We start from the raw sequence: 15,656 nt of genomic DNA on the forward strand, positions 1-15,656 counted from the left end.
CTTGTGGTGCATTCGCTCGATTCGCTTTTCAATCCCTCTTCCGTGGCGCTGATCGGCGCTTCGTCCGACCCCGAACGCATCGGCGGACGACCGCTGCGCTTCATGCTCGAAGGCGGCTTCGAGGCGCCGCTCTACCCGGTCAACAAGAGCGGCGACACCATCCAGGGCCTGCCCGCCTTCGCCAGCGTGCTCGACATTCCGCACCCGGTCGACCAGGCCGTCATTGCCGTGCCGGTGGCCGGCGTGGAGGCGGCCGTGCGCGACAGCATCGGCAAGGGCGTGAAGGCGATCCAGGTGCTGACCGCCGGCTTTGCCGAAATCGACGCCGCGGGCCGTGCGCTGCAGGACCGCCTGGTGCAGATGTGCCGCGATGCCGGCGTGCGCATGGTGGGGCCGAACTCGCTCGGCCTGCTCAACGTGCCGACGCGCTTCTTCTCGACTTTCTCGACCGCGCTGAACGGCCTGAAGCCCGTGCCCGGGCCCATCGCGCTGGCCACGCAAAGCGGCGCCTTCGGCTCCGCGGCCTACGGCATGGCCTCGCTGCGCGGCCTGGGTTTCAGCAAGATCATCGCGACCGGCAACGAAGGCGACGTCGATGTGGCCGAGTGCATCGACTACCTCGTGGACGACGCCGACACGCGCGTCATCTGCGCCGCGCTGGAGTCGTGCCGCGACGGCGAGCGCCTTCGGCGCGCGCTGCTGAAGGCCGCGGCTGCGGGCAAGCCCGTGCTCATCATGAAAGTGGGCCGCACCGAGGTCGGCGCCGCCGCGGCTTCCACGCACACCGGTTCGCTGGCCGGCAACGACACGGTCTACGACACCGTCTTCGCAGAGTGCGGCGCATGGCGGCCCGAATCGATCGAGGAGATGCTCGACATCGCCTACGCGTTCTCGGTCGCGCGGGCCCTGCCGCACAACGCCGGCATGGGCATCGTCACCGGCTCCGGCGGCATCGGCGTGCTGATGGCCGACGATGCCGGTGGGCGCGGCATGGCGCTGCCGCCGCTGCCCGAGGCCGCACGCCGTGCCGCGCTCGACCTGCTGCCGTTCGCGGTGGCGAGCAATCCGCTGGACATGACGGCGCAGGTCACCTCGGTGCCCAGCGGCGTGTCGCGCACGGTGGGCGTCATGCTGGACCACGCGGACTACGGCGCGGTGTTCGCCTACCTCGCTCACGTGGGCCTTTCGCCGGAGCGCTTCGCCTCGACGCAGGCGGAACTGATCGCGCAGCGCCAGCGGCATCCGGACCGGCTCATGGTGCTGGTGATGCTGTCGAAGCCCGAAGTCAACCGCGCGCTCGAACAGCACGGCATTCCGGTGTTCGAGGACCCGTCGCGCGCGGTGCGTGCGCTGGCCGCGCTCGCGCATATCCGTGCACGCCGCGAAACGCTTTACAAGCCCGTGCGGTGTGCGGCTGCTGAGCCGCTGCGCGGCGACGTGTCGACCGAGGACGGTGCCAAGCGCGCGCTGGCGCATGCGGGCCTGCCGGTATTGCCCGAGCGCCTGTGCCGCAGCGCCGCCGATGCGGCGGCTGCCGCGCGGACGCTGGGCTTTCCGGTGGTTGCGAAGATCGTCTCGCCCGACATTCCCCACAAGACCGAGGTCGGCGGCGTCATGCTGCGCCTGCAGGACGCGGCGGCGGTCGAGGCCGCGTACGACGAGCTGATGGCGCGCGCCCGCAAGGCGCGGCCCGACGCGCGGCTCGAAGGCGTGCTGGTCGCGCCGATGCTGCAGGGCGGTGTCGAGGTGATCCTCGGCATCCACCGCGACCCGACCTTCGGGCCGATGGTGATGTACGGCTCGGGCGGCACGGCCGTCGAGCTCTTCAAGGACGTGGCCTTCGCCTCCGCGCCGTTGACGCCCGGGCGTGCCGCCGCGCTGATCGAGCGCGTGCGCTCCACGCAGCTGCTGCGCGGCTGGCGCGGCGGCCCGCGCTACGACGAGGCGGCGCTGGCCGACGCCCTGTGCCGCCTGTCCGACTTCGGCATCGCCCATGCCGACGAGCTCGAAAGCGTCGACATCAATCCCCTGGTGGTGCGCACCGACGGTGCCGCCTGCCTCGACGCGGTGATCGTGCTGCGCGGCACGGAAACGAAGGAGCATTCGCATGCAGACTGAAGGACGCCTGATCGCACTGGAGGCCCGGCTCGAGGCGCTGAGCGCGCGCGAGGCGATCCGCGCATGCCTCTATCGCTATTGCCGCGGCATCGACCGCTGCGACGAGGCCGCGCTGCGCTCGTCGTACTGGACCGACGCCACCGATCGCCACGGCCCCTACAGCGGCAGCGCCAGCGGCTTCATCGATTGGGCGCTGGCAAAGCTCAAGGAGGGCGGCCGCGTGATCCACTCGATCGGCAACATCGCGATCGAACTGCGTGGCGCCGAGGCCGCGGTGGAGAGCTACTTCCAGGCCTTCCAGACCGACACCGACGCGCAGGGCAAGCTGCGCGAGACCTTCCTGTGCGGCCGCTACATCGACCGCTTCGAGCGGCGCGGCGCGGGCGAATGGCGGGTGGCCGCGCGCACCGTGGCCTACGACTGGATCCGCGAGTCGGCAGCGCCCGCCGGCACCGAGGCCGAGCGCTTCGGCGTGCGCCAGCCGATCGGCGGGCGCGCGCCCGACGACCCCTGGTACGCGCTCCTGGCGTCGCTGCCCCCGGCAACTACCTGACGAAACCTCCGTTCTCTTCGACTTCCGCCCCCGGCATTGCCGCAGGGCGGCTTTCTGCATGCCGGCCGACAACCACGCGTTGACGGCGGCCAGGCCCTTTGCAAGGCGGGCCTGCAACCAGAAATCCCATACGAGGAGACAAATCTTGTCGAGTTTCTTGAACACCCCGCGTCGCATGCCGCTCGCCGTGACGCTTTTTGCCACCGGCCTTTGTGGCACATCGCCAGCGCTGGCCCAGCAGGCACAGAAAGAAGAGTTGCGCCAGATCGTGCAGCCGGCGGGCGGCATGGCGGCCTCGCCGTCCAGCCTCACGATGTATGGCCTGGTCGACACGAGCCTGGCATCGGCCAGCAATGCCGGCGGACGGGTGAGACGGATGGACAGCGGCCACATGAACGGCTCGCGCCTCGGGTTCAAGGGCAGCGAAGACCTGGGTGACGGACTGCGCTCCAACTTCCTGCTGGAGATGGGCCTCAACTCCGATGCGGGAACGATGGGCCAGAACCAGGGCGCGGGCGCCAAGTCGTTCGGCCGCGGAGCGATCGTCGGCCTGTCGGGCTCGATGGGCGAGATCCGGCTCGGGCGCACCGTGGTGGCCATCGGCTCCGAGGTGCAGGCGGTGGGCGACGCCTTCGGCCTGGGCGGCGGCGGCAACCTGCAGGGCATCCAGCCGGCGCCGGGGCGGGTCAACAACACCATCTGGTACCAGTCGCCGAATTTCGGCGGATTCATCGCCAAGCTGTCCTACTCGCCGGGGGAGACCACCGTGACCAGCGGAACGGCGACCAGCTCCAGGTCCGGCGCGAGCACGGCCGCGTCGGTGTTCTACCTCAAGGGCGGGCTGAGCGCCGCCATCGGCTATTCCACCTACAGGCAACTGGCGGACGCGAGCACCCTGCATTGGTTCCATTCCGCCGCGGCCTACGACTTCGGTGCGGCCAAGCTGTTCGGCTCATACGCGACCTTCCGCAATCCGGGCGCTGCGGTCACGCCGGCCACGCATGCCGCCGCGGACAACAACCTCATGTTCGCGGGCTTTCCGCTGGTGGGCTACTACAGCGGGCAGGACGACCGCAGCGCGTCGATCGGCATCGCCGTGCCCTTTGGCGTGAGCACCGTGCTCGCACAGGTGGTGCGCGTGGATGACAAGGGGCCGTTGAACCGCGACGCCACGCAGTTCGGCATCGCCTACATCTACGCGCTGTCGAAGCGCACCAGCCTGTACGCCGACTACGGCCGCATCCGCAACCGCAACGGCGCGGCGTATGCGGTGACGGGCGCCACCTCCCAGGCCGGGCTGGACCGCGGCGGCAACAGCCACGCCACCCACGTCGGGGTGCGCGTGGCGTTCTAGCCTATGGTTCACCCGGTGGAGGACACGCATGTACGACAACTACCATCGCATGCGTGATTTCTGAAGGACATCGATGCCCATCGGCACAGTCAAATCGGCCACGCGGGTGCTTCAGGTGCTGGAGCATTTCGCACAGGTGCGCACGCCCCTGGCCCTTAAGCAGATCAGCGACGCGCTGGGGTATCCGCAGTCCAGCACCACGGTGCTGCTGAAGAACCTCATCGCACTGGGCTACCTCAACTACAACCGCGCCGATCGCGTGTACTTCCCCACGCCGCGCGTGGCCTCGCTGGGCGACTGGGTCACGCAGGCGCTGTTCGGGCAAGGCCGCGTCGTCGAGGTGATGCGCGACCTGCACAGCGCCACGGGCGAGACGGTGTCGATCTGCATGCTCAACGACATCTACCTGCAGTACATCCGCGTGATCCAGTCGACGCACCAGCTGCGCTTTCACACCGACGAGGGAAGCATGCGGCCGCTCACACTGTCGGCGATGGGGTGGCTGCTGCTGACCGACCGCTCCGATGCCGAGATCGAGAAGCTCGTGCGCCGCGCCAACATCGCCACGCCGCGCAAGGAAGACCGCGTGCCGCTGGAAGTCGTTGCGGCGCAGGTGGCCGATGCGCGCGAGCGCAAGTCGATCTACATGGAGAACATGCCGCTGCTCGGCGGCGCCACCGTCGGCGTGGTGCTGCCTTGCCTGGTGCAGGGGCGCATCGCGGTGCTGGGCATGGGCGGGACCATCGAGCGCATGCGCCCGCATCGTGCGCGCTACACCGCACTCATGCGAAGGCTCGTGCAGCAGCTGGACAAAGACGGGACCGCATAGGGCGCGGAAATCACGGATGTAATGTTGTTCAGCGCCAGTGTGATTTTCTTGATGGGCTTCCCCACGGTGGGCATCATTTCCCTTGCACGCAAACCTGCCCGCCGTGGCTGGAATCAACAAGGAGACACACATGACCGCCGAACCCATCAACCTGCATCCATCCCACCATCCATTGAACCCGCAGACCGGCGCCAGGCGCGTCGACGTGGTCGTGGTCGGCGCCGGCTTCGGCGGCATGTACGCCACGTACCGCTTCCGCGAAATGGGCTTCAGGGTGCAGGGCTTCGAAGCGGGCGGCGACGTCGGCGGTGTCTGGTACTGGAACCGCTACCCCGGTGCGCGCGTCGACCTGCCGAGCATCGACTACAGCTTTTCGTTCTCTCCCGAGATCGAGCAGGAGTGGACGTGGTCGGAGCAGTTCGCGGCCCAGCCTGAATTGCTGAAGTACATCAACTTCGTGGCCGACAGGCTCGACCTGCGCCGGCACATCCAGTTCAAGACGCGCGTGACCCGCGCGGTGTGGGACGAGGCGCGCAAGCTGTGGACCGTGACGACCGATCGCGGCGACACCTACGAGGCCACGTACTGCATCATGGCGACCGGCCCCTTGTCGATTCCCAAGGACCCCGAGATTCCCGGCATCGACCGCTTCAAGGGCCAGCTGCTGCGCGCCGCCAAGTGGCCGCACCAACCCGTCGGTTTCGCGGGCAAGCGCGTGGGCGTCATCGGCACCGGATCGACGGGCATCCAGATCGTGCAGGAAGTGGGCAAGGAAGCCGGCGAGCTTTTCGTGTTCCAGCGCACGCCCAGCTTCACCATGCCGATGCGCAACGAAGTACTCGAGCCCGACTATGTGGCCGAGGTCAAGCGCAACTACGCCAGCATTCGCGAATCGGCCCGCAACAGCGCGGTGGGCGGCGTGCGCCCGCAGTCCACGCGGGCCTTCTTCAGCGTGACGCCCAGGCAGCGCCAGCAGCTGCTCGAAGACGCCTGGAAGAACGGCGGGCTTGCGATGCTCGGCACCTTCTCGGACCTGCTGGCCAACCCGGAAGCCAACGAGCACGTGGCCGAATTCGTGCGCGGCAAGATCGGCGAGACCGTGAAGGACCCGGTAACGGCCGAGAAGCTGAAGCCGCGCGGCTACCCCATCTTCGCGCGCCGCCCCTGCCTGGACAGCAGCTACTACGAGACCTTCAACCGGCCCAACGTCCACCTGAAGGATTGCATCGCCGACCCGATCGTGGAGATCACCGAGCGTGGCGTGAAGACGCAGGCCGGCGAGGTCGAGCTCGACATGCTCATCTTCGCCACCGGCTACGACGGCCTCACGGGCGCGCTGCTGGCCTTCGACATCGTCGGGCGCGACGGGCGCACGATGAACGAGAAGTGGAAGGACGGCGCGCGTTCCCACCTGGGCCTGATGATGGAAGGCTTTCCGAACCTGTTCATGACCACCGGACCGAACGGCCCGGCCGCGCTCGCCAACATCATCCGCATCAGCGAGCACGACGTCGACTGGATCGCGGCGGCCATGACGCACATGGAAGAGAACGGCCTGTCGACCATCGAGCCGACCGCGCAGGCCGAGCAAGCCTGGATGGACCTTGTCTACGCGCTCTCGCAGCGCACACTGCTGACCAAGGCCAAGACCTGGTACGTCGGCGCGAACGTGAAGGACAAGCCGCAAGGGCTCACGCTCTTCACGGGCGGCTTCCTGAAGTACCGGGAGCATTGCGCCGCGGCGGCGCAGGGCGGTTATCGCGACTTCGTGTTCGAACGCGCGCAGCAAGCACTAGCGGCCTGATGCCAAGGCGTGGACCCGCTGTTGCGGGTCCCGGGGCCTTACACGGCCAGCGTGCCGCCGTCCACCGGCAAGGTGACGCCGTTGACGAAACTCGCCAGCCCGGAGGCCAGGAACACCGCGGGCCCCGCGAGCTCGTGCGGCTGGCCCAGCCGGCCGGCCGGAATGCGCTGCATGAATCGGCCCAGCCGCGCCGGATCGGCGCGCGTGGCTTCGGTCATGGGCGTTTCGATCACGCCGGGCGCGAGCGCGTTGACGCGGATGCCGTCCGGCGCAAGGTCGAGCGCCAGCGTCTGCGTGAACATCTTCACCGCGGCCTTGGAGGCCGAGTAGCCCAGCGCGCCGCCCTGGGCGATGAACGCGGCCCCCGAGGCCACGTTGAGGATGCAGCCCCGCGTGCGCCGCAAGGCCGGCAGCCACGCATGCACGGTGTTGAATACGCCGAACAGGTTCACGTCCATCGTGCGGTGCAGGTTCTCCTGCGCACGCGGGCTGTCGATGCCTTCGCGGATGATCACGCCGGCGTTGTTGACCAGCGTGTCGATGTCGCCCGCGGTGTCATGCACCGCCTCGGCCAGCGCGACGCAGGCCTGGGCATCGGACACATCGAGCGCGTAGGCCCAGCCCTCGACGCCGGCGGCGCGCACGGCCGCCAGCGTTTCGGCGCAGCGATCGCTGCTCAGGTCGGTCACGACGACGCGCGCGCCCGCCTGGGCATAGGCCGTTGCGATGGCGCGGCCGATGCCGCTGGCGGCGCCGGTCACCAGCGCCAGCCGGCCGGACAGCAGGCCGGGCGTGGCCGGCCAGGTGGAGGGAAGGTCGTGGGCTGCCATGGGCATGCTCCTCAGGAAGCCGCGGCGCGGCGCTGCCGGCGCGCGGCGAGATGCGAATGGAACTGGCCGACGATGCCCTTGCGGAACAGCATGACGACCAGCACGAAGACGACGCCCTGGATGATCAGCACCCATTCGGCGAACGAGGCGAGGTAGTTCTCCATCGACACGATGACGATCGAGCCGACGACCGGCCCGAGCAGCGTGTGCATGCCGCCGACGATGCAGATCAGCAGCGCCTCGCCCGAGGTGGCCCAGTGCACGTCGGTCAGCGAGGCGAGCTGGAACACCAGCACCTTGAGCGAACCGGCCAGCCCCGCCAGCCCGGCCGACAGCACGAAGGCCAGCAGCTTGTAGCGGTTGACGCGGTAGCCCAGCGACTGGGCGCGCGGCTCGTTGTCGCGGATGGCGCGAAGGATCTGGCCGAAGGGCGAATGCACCACGCGGTAGATCAGCCAGAAGCCGAACACGATCAGCGCCGCGACGAAGTAGTAGAGCACCAGGGTGTTCTGCAGCGAGAACAGGCCCAGCACCATCGGGCGCGCGATCTCCTGGATGCCGTCTTCCCCGCCGGTGAAGGGCATGCGCAGCGCAATGAAGTACACCAACTGCGCGAAGGCCAGCGTGATCATCGAGAAGTAGATGCCCTGGCGGCGAATGGCCAGCAGGCCCGTGACCAGCCCGACGAGCGTCGCCGTGGCCACGCCCGCCAGGATGCCCGCCATGCCGTCCCAGCCCCAGACCTTGACCGCGTGCGCCGTGACGTAGCCCGCGGTGCCGTAGAACATGGCGTGGCCGAAGGACAGCAGGCCCACATAGCCCACCAGCAGGTTGACCGAGGCGGCGAGCAGCGCGAAGCACATCAGCTTCATGAGGAACATCGGATAGACCGCGAAGGGCGCGATGGCGAGCGCCGCCAGGGCGGCTGCCAGCAATGCGATGTTCGTGCGGCGGTGGAGAGCGTCCATGTCGGCTTTCTTCAGTAGGCGCGGCCGAACAGGCCGTGGGGGCGGACCGCGAGGACCAGGATCATCACGACGAAGATGACGACGCCGGCACCGTCCGGATAGAAGATCTTGGTGAGCCCTTCGATCGCGCCGAGGCCGAAGCCCGTGACGATCGAGCCGAGGATCGAGCCCATGCCGCCGATCACCACCACCGCGAACACCACGATGATCAGGTTCGAACCCATCAGCGGGCTCACCTGGTAGATGGGCGCGGCCATCACGCCGCTGAGGCCGGCAAGGCCCACGCCGAGACCGTAGGTCAGCATCAGCATGCGCGGCACGTTGATGCCGAAGGTGCGCACCAGCGGTGCGTTCTCGTTGGCGGCGCGCAGGTAGGCGCCGAGCTTCGTCTTCTCGATGAAGAACCAGGTGCCCATGCACACTGCCAGCGCGGCCACGATGACCCACACGCGGTACATCGGCAGGAAGGTGACGCCCACGTCCAGGCCGCCCGACAGCGGGTTGGGGTAGGGCTGACCGCTCACGCCGAACTGCAGGCGGAACGCGCCCTCCATGAGCAAGGCGACGCCGAAGGTCAGCAGCAGCGCGTAGACATGGTCCAGCGTGTACAGGCGCCGCAGCATCCAGCGCTCGAACAGCAGCCCGAAGGCCGCCACCACCAGCGGCGCGATGACGATCGCGCCCCAGTAGCCGATGCCCAGGTACTCCAGCAGCCCCCAGGTGACGAAGGCGCCCAGCATGTACTGCGCGCCGTGCGCGAAGTTCACCACGCGCAGCAGCCCGAAGATGATCGACAGCCCCAGGCTCATCAGCGCGTAGAAGGCGCCGTTGATGAGTCCGACCATCAGCTGCCCGATCAGTGCCGCCGGGGGAATTCCGAGTAGCCCGTCCATCTTGTGGTGTGTCCTGCGTTGGTTGCTTTGCTCAGAGCCCCAGCAGGGACTCGATGCGGCTGCGCTGGGCGTCCAGCTCGTCGCGGCGGAAGTGCGCCGCGACCTGGCCTTCCTCGATCACGTAGAAGCGATCGGCCAGGGTGGATGCGAAGCGGAAGTTCTGCTCCACCATCAGCACGGTGAAGCCGCGCTCGCGCAGCATGCCGATGGTCTGGCCGATGCGCTCGACGATCACGGGCGCGAGGCCTTCGGTCGGCTCGTCGAGCAGCAGCAGCCGCGCGCCGGTGCGCAGGATGCGCGCGATGGCCAGCATCTGCTGCTCGCCGCCCGACAGCCGCGTGCCGGGGCTGTGGCGGCGCTGCAGCAGGTTGGGGAACAGCGTGTAGATCTCGTCCACGCTCAGGCCGCCCGGGCGCAGCACCGGCGGCAGCATCAGGTTCTCTTGCGTCGTGAGGCTGGCGAAGATGCCGCGCTCCTCGGGGCAGTAGGCCAGCCCGAGCCGCGCAATGGCTTCGGGCTGCAGGCCGATGGACGGGGTCGAGCCGATGCGGATCTGTCCTTCGCGCCGCCCGAGCAGACCCATGATGGCGCGCAGCGTGGTGGTCTTGCCGGCGCCGTTGCGCCCGAGCAGGCAGACCACTTCGCCTTCATGCACTTCCAGGTCGATGCCCTGCAGCGCCAGTGTTTCGCCGTACCAGCCGCGCAGGCCGTCCACGCGCAGCATGGCGGTGGGGGCCGCCGCTTCCAGGGTCTCAGGCATGCGCGCCCCCCACATAGGCTTCGATCACGCGGGCGTCGCGCGACACCTCGTCGTAACTGCCTTCGGCCAGCACCTGGCCGGCCTGCAGCACGGTCACGCGGTCGCACAGCGCCTCGATGACCTTCATGTTGTGCTCGACCATCAGCACGGTGCGACCCTTGGCCGCATCGCGGATCAGCTCGACCACGGGGCCGATGTCCTCGTGGCCGAGGCCGGCCATGGGCTCGTCGAGCAGGATCATCTCGGGGTCCATCGCGATGGTGGTGGCGAGCTCCAGTGCGCGCTTGCGGCCATAGGGCAGTTCGCCGGCCATCGTGTCGCGCCAGTGCGCGAGGCCCACGCGCTCCAGCAGCTCCATGGCGCGCGCGTCCAGGCTGCGCAGCACGCGCACGTTGCGCCAGAAGGCGAAGCTGCCGCCGGCCTTCTTCTGCAGCGCGACGCGCACGTTCTCCAGCACCGTCATCTGGCCGAACACGGCCGAGATCTGGAACGAGCGCACCAGGCCGGCCATGGCCACCGAGGCCGGGTCGCTGCGAGAGATGTCGCGGCCGTTGAAGGTCACGCGCCCGGCGCTGGGCCGCAGGAAGGTGGTCAGCAGATTGAAGCAGGTGGTCTTGCCCGCGCCATTGGGGCCGATCAGCGCATGTACGGAATGCCGGCGCACGCGCAGGTCGACGTTCTTCACGGCGAAGAAGCCGCTGAACTGCCGGCTGAGCTGGTGCGCTTCGAGGATGGTGTCCATGGCGTGGGCGGGCCCGGTGTTCAGAGAAAGGCGTGCGTCACGCCGCCGTCGACCAGCAGCGATTCGCCGGTGATGAAGCTGCTGTCGGACGAGGCGAGGAAGCAGGCGGCCTTGGCCACGTCGTCCACCGCGCCGAGCCGCTTCATCGGCGTCTTGGCCAGGCGGATCTTGGTCTTTTCGGGTGTCAGGTTGATCTTCACGCCTTCGGTCTCGATCGAGCCCGGGCAGATCGCGTTGACGCGGATGCCGCGCGGCCCGAGGTCGACCGCTGCCGAGCGCGTGAGGCCCAGCACGCCCGCCTTCACGCCGCAGTACAGCATGCCCTCGGGCAGGCCGAGGTAGGCCGCCGACGAGGCGATGTTGACGATGCTGCCGCCTTCGCCCATGGCCTCGGCCGCGACCTGGATGCCCCAGGCCACCGAGTTGAAGCCGGTGCCGACCATGCGCTCGAGCATCTCGGGCGTGATGGCCTCGATGGGGCCGTAGCGCACCCAGATCGCGTTGTTCACCAGGATGTCGAAGCGGTCGAACTGCTGCTTCAGCGCCGGGATGGACTGGGCGAAGGTGTCGCGGCGCGCCACGTCGCCACCGAAGGCCACGGCGTGGCCGCCTTGGGCCTTGATGGATTCGGCGGCCTCGCGCGCCAGGTCTTCCTGCCGGTCGAGCACGCCCACCACGGCGCCTTCGGCCGCCAGGGCGTCCGAGATGGCGCGGCCGATGCCGCGTGCACCGCCGGTGACCAGCGCCACCTTGCCTTCGAAACGTCGAGTCATGTTGTCTGCCTTGTCAGATGCGGGGAGGGAGGTCGGCGAAGCGGGACTCCTCGAGCCCGCGCACGCCGACACCATGGATGGCGAACACCGCGCCCGCGTCCGGATGGTCGCTGCGCAGCAGGTTGCCGCTGTTGCTGATCGACGTGAGGTAGATCACGTCGAGCCCGGGGCCGCCGAAGCAGGGGCAGGAGACGTAGGTCACCGGCAGCTGGATGGTGCGCTCGAGCCGGCCTTCGGGCGTGAAGCGCGCGAGCTGGCCGGCCTGCACCAGCGCCACCCACAGGTGGCCTTCGGCATCGACGGTGGCGCCGTCGGGCACCGAGCCGAGTGGCAGGGTATCGACCAGCACTTCGCTCGCGCCGGCTGTGCCGGTGGCCGTGTCGTAGGGATAGCGGCGGATCTGGTGCGTGTGGCTGTCCGCGAAGTAGAGCCAGCGGCCGTCCGGGCTGAAGCAGGTGGCATTGGCAACCGCGATGCCGGTGTCCAGCGTCTTCACTGCCCCGCCGGCCGTCAATTGGTAAAGCGCGCCTTCGGGCTCGGCGCGGCCCAGGGTCATCGAGCCGACGACGAAGCGGCCGGCGCGGTCGGTACGGCCGTCGTTCAGGCGCATGCGATCGGCCGCATGCGTGACGCCCGCGTCCATGGGCACGATCGCGCCACTGTCGGGGTCGAGCAGCCAGAAGTCGTGTTCCAGCGCCAGCAGCAGGCGGCCGCTCTCGCACAACGCGATCGAGCCGATGTGCTGCGACGCATGCCACTCGGCGCTGGCGCCGGTGGCGGGCGTGTGGCGGCGCACGCGTTGCGCGCGGCCGTCGATCCAGTAGAGCGACTGGCTTCGCGCGTCCCACAGCGGGCATTCGCCGAGCAGGTCGCGCCGGAGCTCGAGGATGTCGATCTGCATGCCCACCGTACCGCTCACTTGCCCTTGATGAAGTCGCAGCTGCTCTCGGCCAGCGGACGCCAGGTCTGTTCGGGTGGAATCTCGGCGCGCACCGCGTAGTAGTCGTTCGCACCCTTCGACTCGGCCGGCTTCTTCACCTGCACGGCATACACCGGGCGCAGCGCCTGGCCGTCCTCGCGGATCTTGACGTCCTTCGAGAAGAAATCGTTGATCGGCGTGGCCTTCATCTTCGCCGCGACCGTGGCGCCGTCGTCGGTGCCGGCGGCCTTGACCGCATTCAGGTAGTGCATGGTCGCGCTGTAGGCGCCGGCGTGAATATAGGTTGGCACCACGCCCTTGTTGCGCGCCATGAAGCGCTTCGACCATTCGCGCGAGGCGTCGTCGCGGTCCCAGTAGAACGGCACCGTGAGCTGCAGGCCCTGGGCCACGTCCAGGCCCATGGCCGACACGCTGTTGATGGTCATGCCGAACACCGACACCATCTGGCCGTTGCGCGTGAGCTTGTACTCGGCCGCCTGCTTCAACGCGTTCGACAGGTCGAGGCCGGCGTTGAGGATGACGATGGCCTGCGCGCCGCTGGACTGCGCCTGCAGCAGGTACGACGAGAAGTCGGTGGCGCCCAGCGGATGCTTGACCGAGCCCACCACCTTGCCGCCGGCGGCCTGGATGAACTTGGTGGCGTCGTCCTGGAAGGCCTGGCCGAAGGCGTAGTCCACGGTGATGAAGTAGAAGCTCTTCACGCCCTGCTTCATCAGGCTTTGCACGCCCGCCTTGGGCAGCGCATAGGTGTCCGTGAGGAACTGGAAGTTCATCGGCGAGCACGACTTGTTGGTGAGCTCCGCGCTCACCGTGCCGGCAATCAGGTACGGCTTCTTGCGCTCCTTGAGCAGCGACGAGACCCCCAGCGCGATCGACGAGGCCGAGCCGCCGACGATGGTGTCGACCTTCTCGGTGTCCAGCCACTTGCGCGCGATGTTCAGGCCCACGTCGGGCTTGTTCTGGTCGTCGGCCACCAGCACCTCGACGGGCTTGCCGAGCACCTTGCCGCCGAAGTCCTCGACCGCCATCTTCACGGCCAGCGAAGAGCCGGGGCCGCCATTGCCCGAGTAGGGGCCGGTCTGGTCGGCCATGACGCCGATGCGCACGACGTCGTCGCTGATGGTATTCGGGGTGCCCTGCGCAGCAGCCGCAGCGCAGGCGAGAAGAATGGCCGCAGAGGCCGCGAGCCGGAATCGATGTTGCATGCTTGTCTCTCCATTGTTTTCAGGGTTGCTGTCGCGTGAACTCGGCCGCAGCACCGGCGGGCGTCGGGGGCGCGTTTGGGGGGCGCCCGAACCTCAGTCGGCAACGGCCGCGTCGGTCGGCAGCCGGTGGCCCTGGAACTGCTCACGCAGCCGTGTCTTCAACAGCTTGCCGGTGGCGGTGTGGGGCAGTTCGTCGACGAAGACCACGTCGTCGGGCATCCACCAGCGGGCCACGCGGTCCTGCATGAAGCCGAGGATTTCCGCAGCCGTGACCTCTGCGCCTTCGTTCGGTACCACGATCAGCAACGGGCGCTCCTGCCACTTGCTGTGGTACGCGCCGATCACTGCGGCTTCCTTCACCTTGGGATGGCCGACCGCGAGGTTCTCGAGGTCGATGGAGGAGATCCATTCGCCGCCCGACTTGATCACGTCCTTCGAGCGATCAGTGATCTGCACGTAGCCGTCCTTGTCGATCAGCGCGACGTCGCCGGTGGCGAACCAGCCGTTCGCGTCGAGCTCGGCGCCGGGCTCCTGGCCGTAGTAGGCCGACACGACCCAGGGACCGCGCACCTTCAGTTCCCCGGGCGTGTGGTCGTCGGCGGGCAGCCGGCGGCCTTCGGCGTCGAACACCGCGATCTCCACGCCGAAGATGGCGCGTCCCTGGCGGGTCTGTACGTCGAAGCGCTCTTCCAGGGGAATGCCGTCGTGGCGCGGCAGCAGGTTGCAGATGGTGGCCAGCGGGCTGGTCTCGGTCATGCCCCAGGCCTGGATCACGTAGGCGCCGAACAGGTGCTCGAACTTTTCGACGATGGCGCGCGGCGCGGCGGAGCCGCCAACCACGACACGCTCGAGGCACAGGCCGGCGCGCGCAGCCGCATCGAGCTTCTCCGCGTGCTGGAAGAAGCCCAGCCACACGGTCGGTACGCCGAGCGAGAAGGTACAGCGCTCGTCACGCATCAGGTTGAAGAGGCGCTCGCCGCCGAGGTCCGGGCCCGGCAGCACCAGCTTGGCGCCGCACATGGCCGCCGCGTAGGGAATGCCCCAGGCGTTCACATGGAACATCGGCACCGCGAGCAGCACGCTGTCGCGCGCGCACAGCTGCAGGCCATCGGCGGCACAGGCGGCCCACGAGTGCAGCACCGTCGAACGGTGGCTGTAGAGCACGCCCTTGGGGTTGCCCGTGGTGCCGGAGGTGTAGCACAGCGACGAGGCGGTGTTCTCGTCGAGCGAGGGCCATTCGGCGAGTGGCTCGGCATCGGCCACGAGGTCTTCGTAGCACAGCAGGGGGCCGGGCAGGTTCAGCGCAGGCAGCTCCGCGCGCGAACACATCGCCACGAATCCCTTGACCGATTTCAGCTGCGGTGCGACCTGCTCGAGCAGCGGCGCAAAGCCCAGGTCGAAGAAGACCAACTCGTCGGCCGCGTGGTTGACGATGTAGCCGATCTGCTCGGGAAAGAGCCGCGGGTTCACGGTGTGGAGCACCGCGCCCATGCCCGAGGCGGCGTAGTAGAGCTCGAGGTGCCGGTGCGTGTTCCAGGCCAGCGTCGCGACGCGTGCGCCGGGCTGGATGCCGAGCGTCCGCAGGGCGGAGGCGAGCCTGGCCGCGCGCAGCGCCACCTTGCGCCAGGTGGTTCGCACGCAGGTCCGCATGTCGAGGTGCGAGACGATCTCGACGTCCGGATGATGGCGGGCCGCGTGTTCCAGCAGGCTGGAAATCAGCAGCGCGTTGTCTTGCATCAGGGCGTTCATTCGTTGTCTCGCGTCTCTGGTTCTGTGGTCTCGGCCGCCGGCCTCGATGCTTGTTTTTACATGCCGGCCGGTAAGTTAATTCATGCTAGCAGTTTTGGCTGACAGCCACAACGCGGGTGGGTCGGGGGAAACCCGGGG

Annotated in this window: 14 protein-coding genes; 5 read left to right on the plus strand and 9 right to left on the minus strand. The window is 68.4% G+C overall.

Annotated features, from left to right (window positions below):
- Positions 1-6: 6 nt before the first annotated feature.
- The 5 genes from ACCD11_RS05010 (at position 7) to ACCD11_RS05030 (ending at position 6,658) form a co-directional block, all read left to right on the plus strand.
- Positions 7-2,118, plus strand: a complete 2,112-nt coding sequence (locus tag ACCD11_RS05010; RefSeq protein ID WP_413312699.1) for an acetate--CoA ligase family protein — start codon at positions 7-9, stop codon at positions 2,116-2,118.
- A complete protein-coding gene (locus tag ACCD11_RS05015; RefSeq protein WP_413312700.1) occupies positions 2,108-2,671 on the plus strand; it encodes a nuclear transport factor 2 family protein in 564 nt (187 codons plus the stop codon). The genes ACCD11_RS05010 and ACCD11_RS05015 overlap by 11 nt, the downstream gene beginning before the upstream one ends.
- 145 nt (positions 2,672-2,816) lie before the next feature.
- Complete coding sequence (locus ACCD11_RS05020) at positions 2,817-4,025, plus strand: porin (RefSeq protein WP_413312702.1); 1,209 nt, start codon at positions 2,817-2,819, stop codon at positions 4,023-4,025.
- A 73-nt stretch (positions 4,026-4,098) separates the two neighbouring features.
- Entirely contained in the window at positions 4,099-4,854 is a 756-nt protein-coding gene (locus tag ACCD11_RS05025; protein WP_413312703.1) for an IclR family transcriptional regulator, read from the plus strand.
- Positions 4,855-4,984: 130 nt separating this feature from the next.
- Positions 4,985-6,658, plus strand: a complete 1,674-nt coding sequence (locus ACCD11_RS05030; RefSeq protein ID WP_413312704.1) for a flavin-containing monooxygenase — start codon at positions 4,985-4,987, stop codon at positions 6,656-6,658.
- Between the two features lie 38 nt (positions 6,659-6,696).
- On the opposite strand, the gene ACCD11_RS05035 is transcribed toward ACCD11_RS05030, so the two are convergent.
- The 9 genes from ACCD11_RS05035 to ACCD11_RS05075 all read right to left on the minus strand — a co-directional run bounded on the left by ACCD11_RS05035 (position 6,697) and on the right by ACCD11_RS05075 (position 15,518).
- Positions 6,697-7,488, minus strand: a complete 792-nt coding sequence (locus ACCD11_RS05035) for an SDR family NAD(P)-dependent oxidoreductase (RefSeq protein ID WP_413312706.1) — start codon at positions 7,486-7,488, stop codon at positions 6,697-6,699.
- Between the two features lie 11 nt (positions 7,489-7,499).
- Positions 7,500-8,456, minus strand: coding sequence for a branched-chain amino acid ABC transporter permease (locus tag ACCD11_RS05040; RefSeq protein ID WP_413312707.1), 957 nt, complete (start codon positions 8,454-8,456; stop codon positions 7,500-7,502).
- A gap of 11 nt (positions 8,457-8,467) precedes the next feature.
- Positions 8,468-9,349, minus strand: a complete 882-nt coding sequence (locus ACCD11_RS05045; protein ID WP_007833006.1) for a branched-chain amino acid ABC transporter permease — start codon at positions 9,347-9,349, stop codon at positions 8,468-8,470.
- A 31-nt stretch (positions 9,350-9,380) separates the two neighbouring features.
- Positions 9,381-10,109 (minus strand): ABC transporter ATP-binding protein, encoded by a 729-nt coding sequence (locus tag ACCD11_RS05050; RefSeq protein ID WP_413312708.1) that lies wholly within the window; start codon positions 10,107-10,109, stop codon positions 9,381-9,383.
- Positions 10,102-10,851: an ABC transporter ATP-binding protein gene (locus tag ACCD11_RS05055; protein WP_413312709.1), complete on the minus strand. Its 750-nt coding sequence runs from the start codon at positions 10,849-10,851 to the stop codon at positions 10,102-10,104. The genes ACCD11_RS05050 and ACCD11_RS05055 overlap by 8 nt, the downstream gene beginning before the upstream one ends.
- Positions 10,852-10,871: 20 nt before the next feature.
- Complete coding sequence (locus ACCD11_RS05060) at positions 10,872-11,624, minus strand: SDR family NAD(P)-dependent oxidoreductase (protein ID WP_413312711.1); 753 nt, start codon at positions 11,622-11,624, stop codon at positions 10,872-10,874.
- A 13-nt stretch (positions 11,625-11,637) separates the two neighbouring features.
- A complete protein-coding gene (locus ACCD11_RS05065; RefSeq protein WP_413312713.1) occupies positions 11,638-12,525 on the minus strand; it encodes an SMP-30/gluconolactonase/LRE family protein in 888 nt (295 codons plus the stop codon).
- Between the two features lie 14 nt (positions 12,526-12,539).
- Positions 12,540-13,769: an ABC transporter substrate-binding protein gene (locus ACCD11_RS05070; protein WP_413312714.1), complete on the minus strand. Its 1,230-nt coding sequence runs from the start codon at positions 13,767-13,769 to the stop codon at positions 12,540-12,542.
- Between the two features lie 93 nt (positions 13,770-13,862).
- Positions 13,863-15,518: a long-chain-fatty-acid--CoA ligase gene (locus ACCD11_RS05075; RefSeq protein WP_413312715.1), complete on the minus strand. Its 1,656-nt coding sequence runs from the start codon at positions 15,516-15,518 to the stop codon at positions 13,863-13,865.
- Between the last annotated feature and the right edge of the window lie 138 nt (positions 15,519-15,656).

Source organism: Variovorax sp. Varisp36, assembly GCF_047304235.1.
GTDB lineage: Bacteria > Pseudomonadota > Gammaproteobacteria > Burkholderiales > Burkholderiaceae_C > Variovorax.

Bases quoted from the DNA above. Each gene is read 5' to 3' on its own strand.
- ACCD11_RS05025 (WP_413312703.1), top strand. From the start codon at position 4,099: ATGCCCATCGGCACAGTCAAATCGGCCACGCGGGTGCTTCAGGTGCTG.
- ACCD11_RS05015 (WP_413312700.1), top strand. From the start codon at position 2,108: ATGCAGACTGAAGGACGCCTGATCGCACTGGAGGCCCGGCTCGAGGCG.
- ACCD11_RS05065 (WP_413312713.1), bottom strand. From the start codon at position 12,525: ATGCAGATCGACATCCTCGAGCTCCGGCGCGACCTGCTCGGCGAATGC.
- ACCD11_RS05060 (WP_413312711.1), bottom strand. From the start codon at position 11,624: ATGACTCGACGTTTCGAAGGCAAGGTGGCGCTGGTCACCGGCGGTGCA.
- ACCD11_RS05070 (WP_413312714.1), bottom strand. From the start codon at position 13,769: ATGCAACATCGATTCCGGCTCGCGGCCTCTGCGGCCATTCTTCTCGCC.
- ACCD11_RS05045 (WP_007833006.1), bottom strand. From the start codon at position 9,349: ATGGACGGGCTACTCGGAATTCCCCCGGCGGCACTGATCGGGCAGCTG.
- ACCD11_RS05040 (WP_413312707.1), bottom strand. From the start codon at position 8,456: ATGGACGCTCTCCACCGCCGCACGAACATCGCATTGCTGGCAGCCGCC.
- ACCD11_RS05050 (WP_413312708.1), bottom strand. From the start codon at position 10,109: ATGCCTGAGACCCTGGAAGCGGCGGCCCCCACCGCCATGCTGCGCGTG.
- ACCD11_RS05075 (WP_413312715.1), bottom strand. From the start codon at position 15,518: ATGAACGCCCTGATGCAAGACAACGCGCTGCTGATTTCCAGCCTGCTG.
- ACCD11_RS05030 (WP_413312704.1), top strand. From the start codon at position 4,985: ATGACCGCCGAACCCATCAACCTGCATCCATCCCACCATCCATTGAAC.
- ACCD11_RS05035 (WP_413312706.1), bottom strand. From the start codon at position 7,488: ATGGCAGCCCACGACCTTCCCTCCACCTGGCCGGCCACGCCCGGCCTG.
- ACCD11_RS05055 (WP_413312709.1), bottom strand. From the start codon at position 10,851: ATGGACACCATCCTCGAAGCGCACCAGCTCAGCCGGCAGTTCAGCGGC.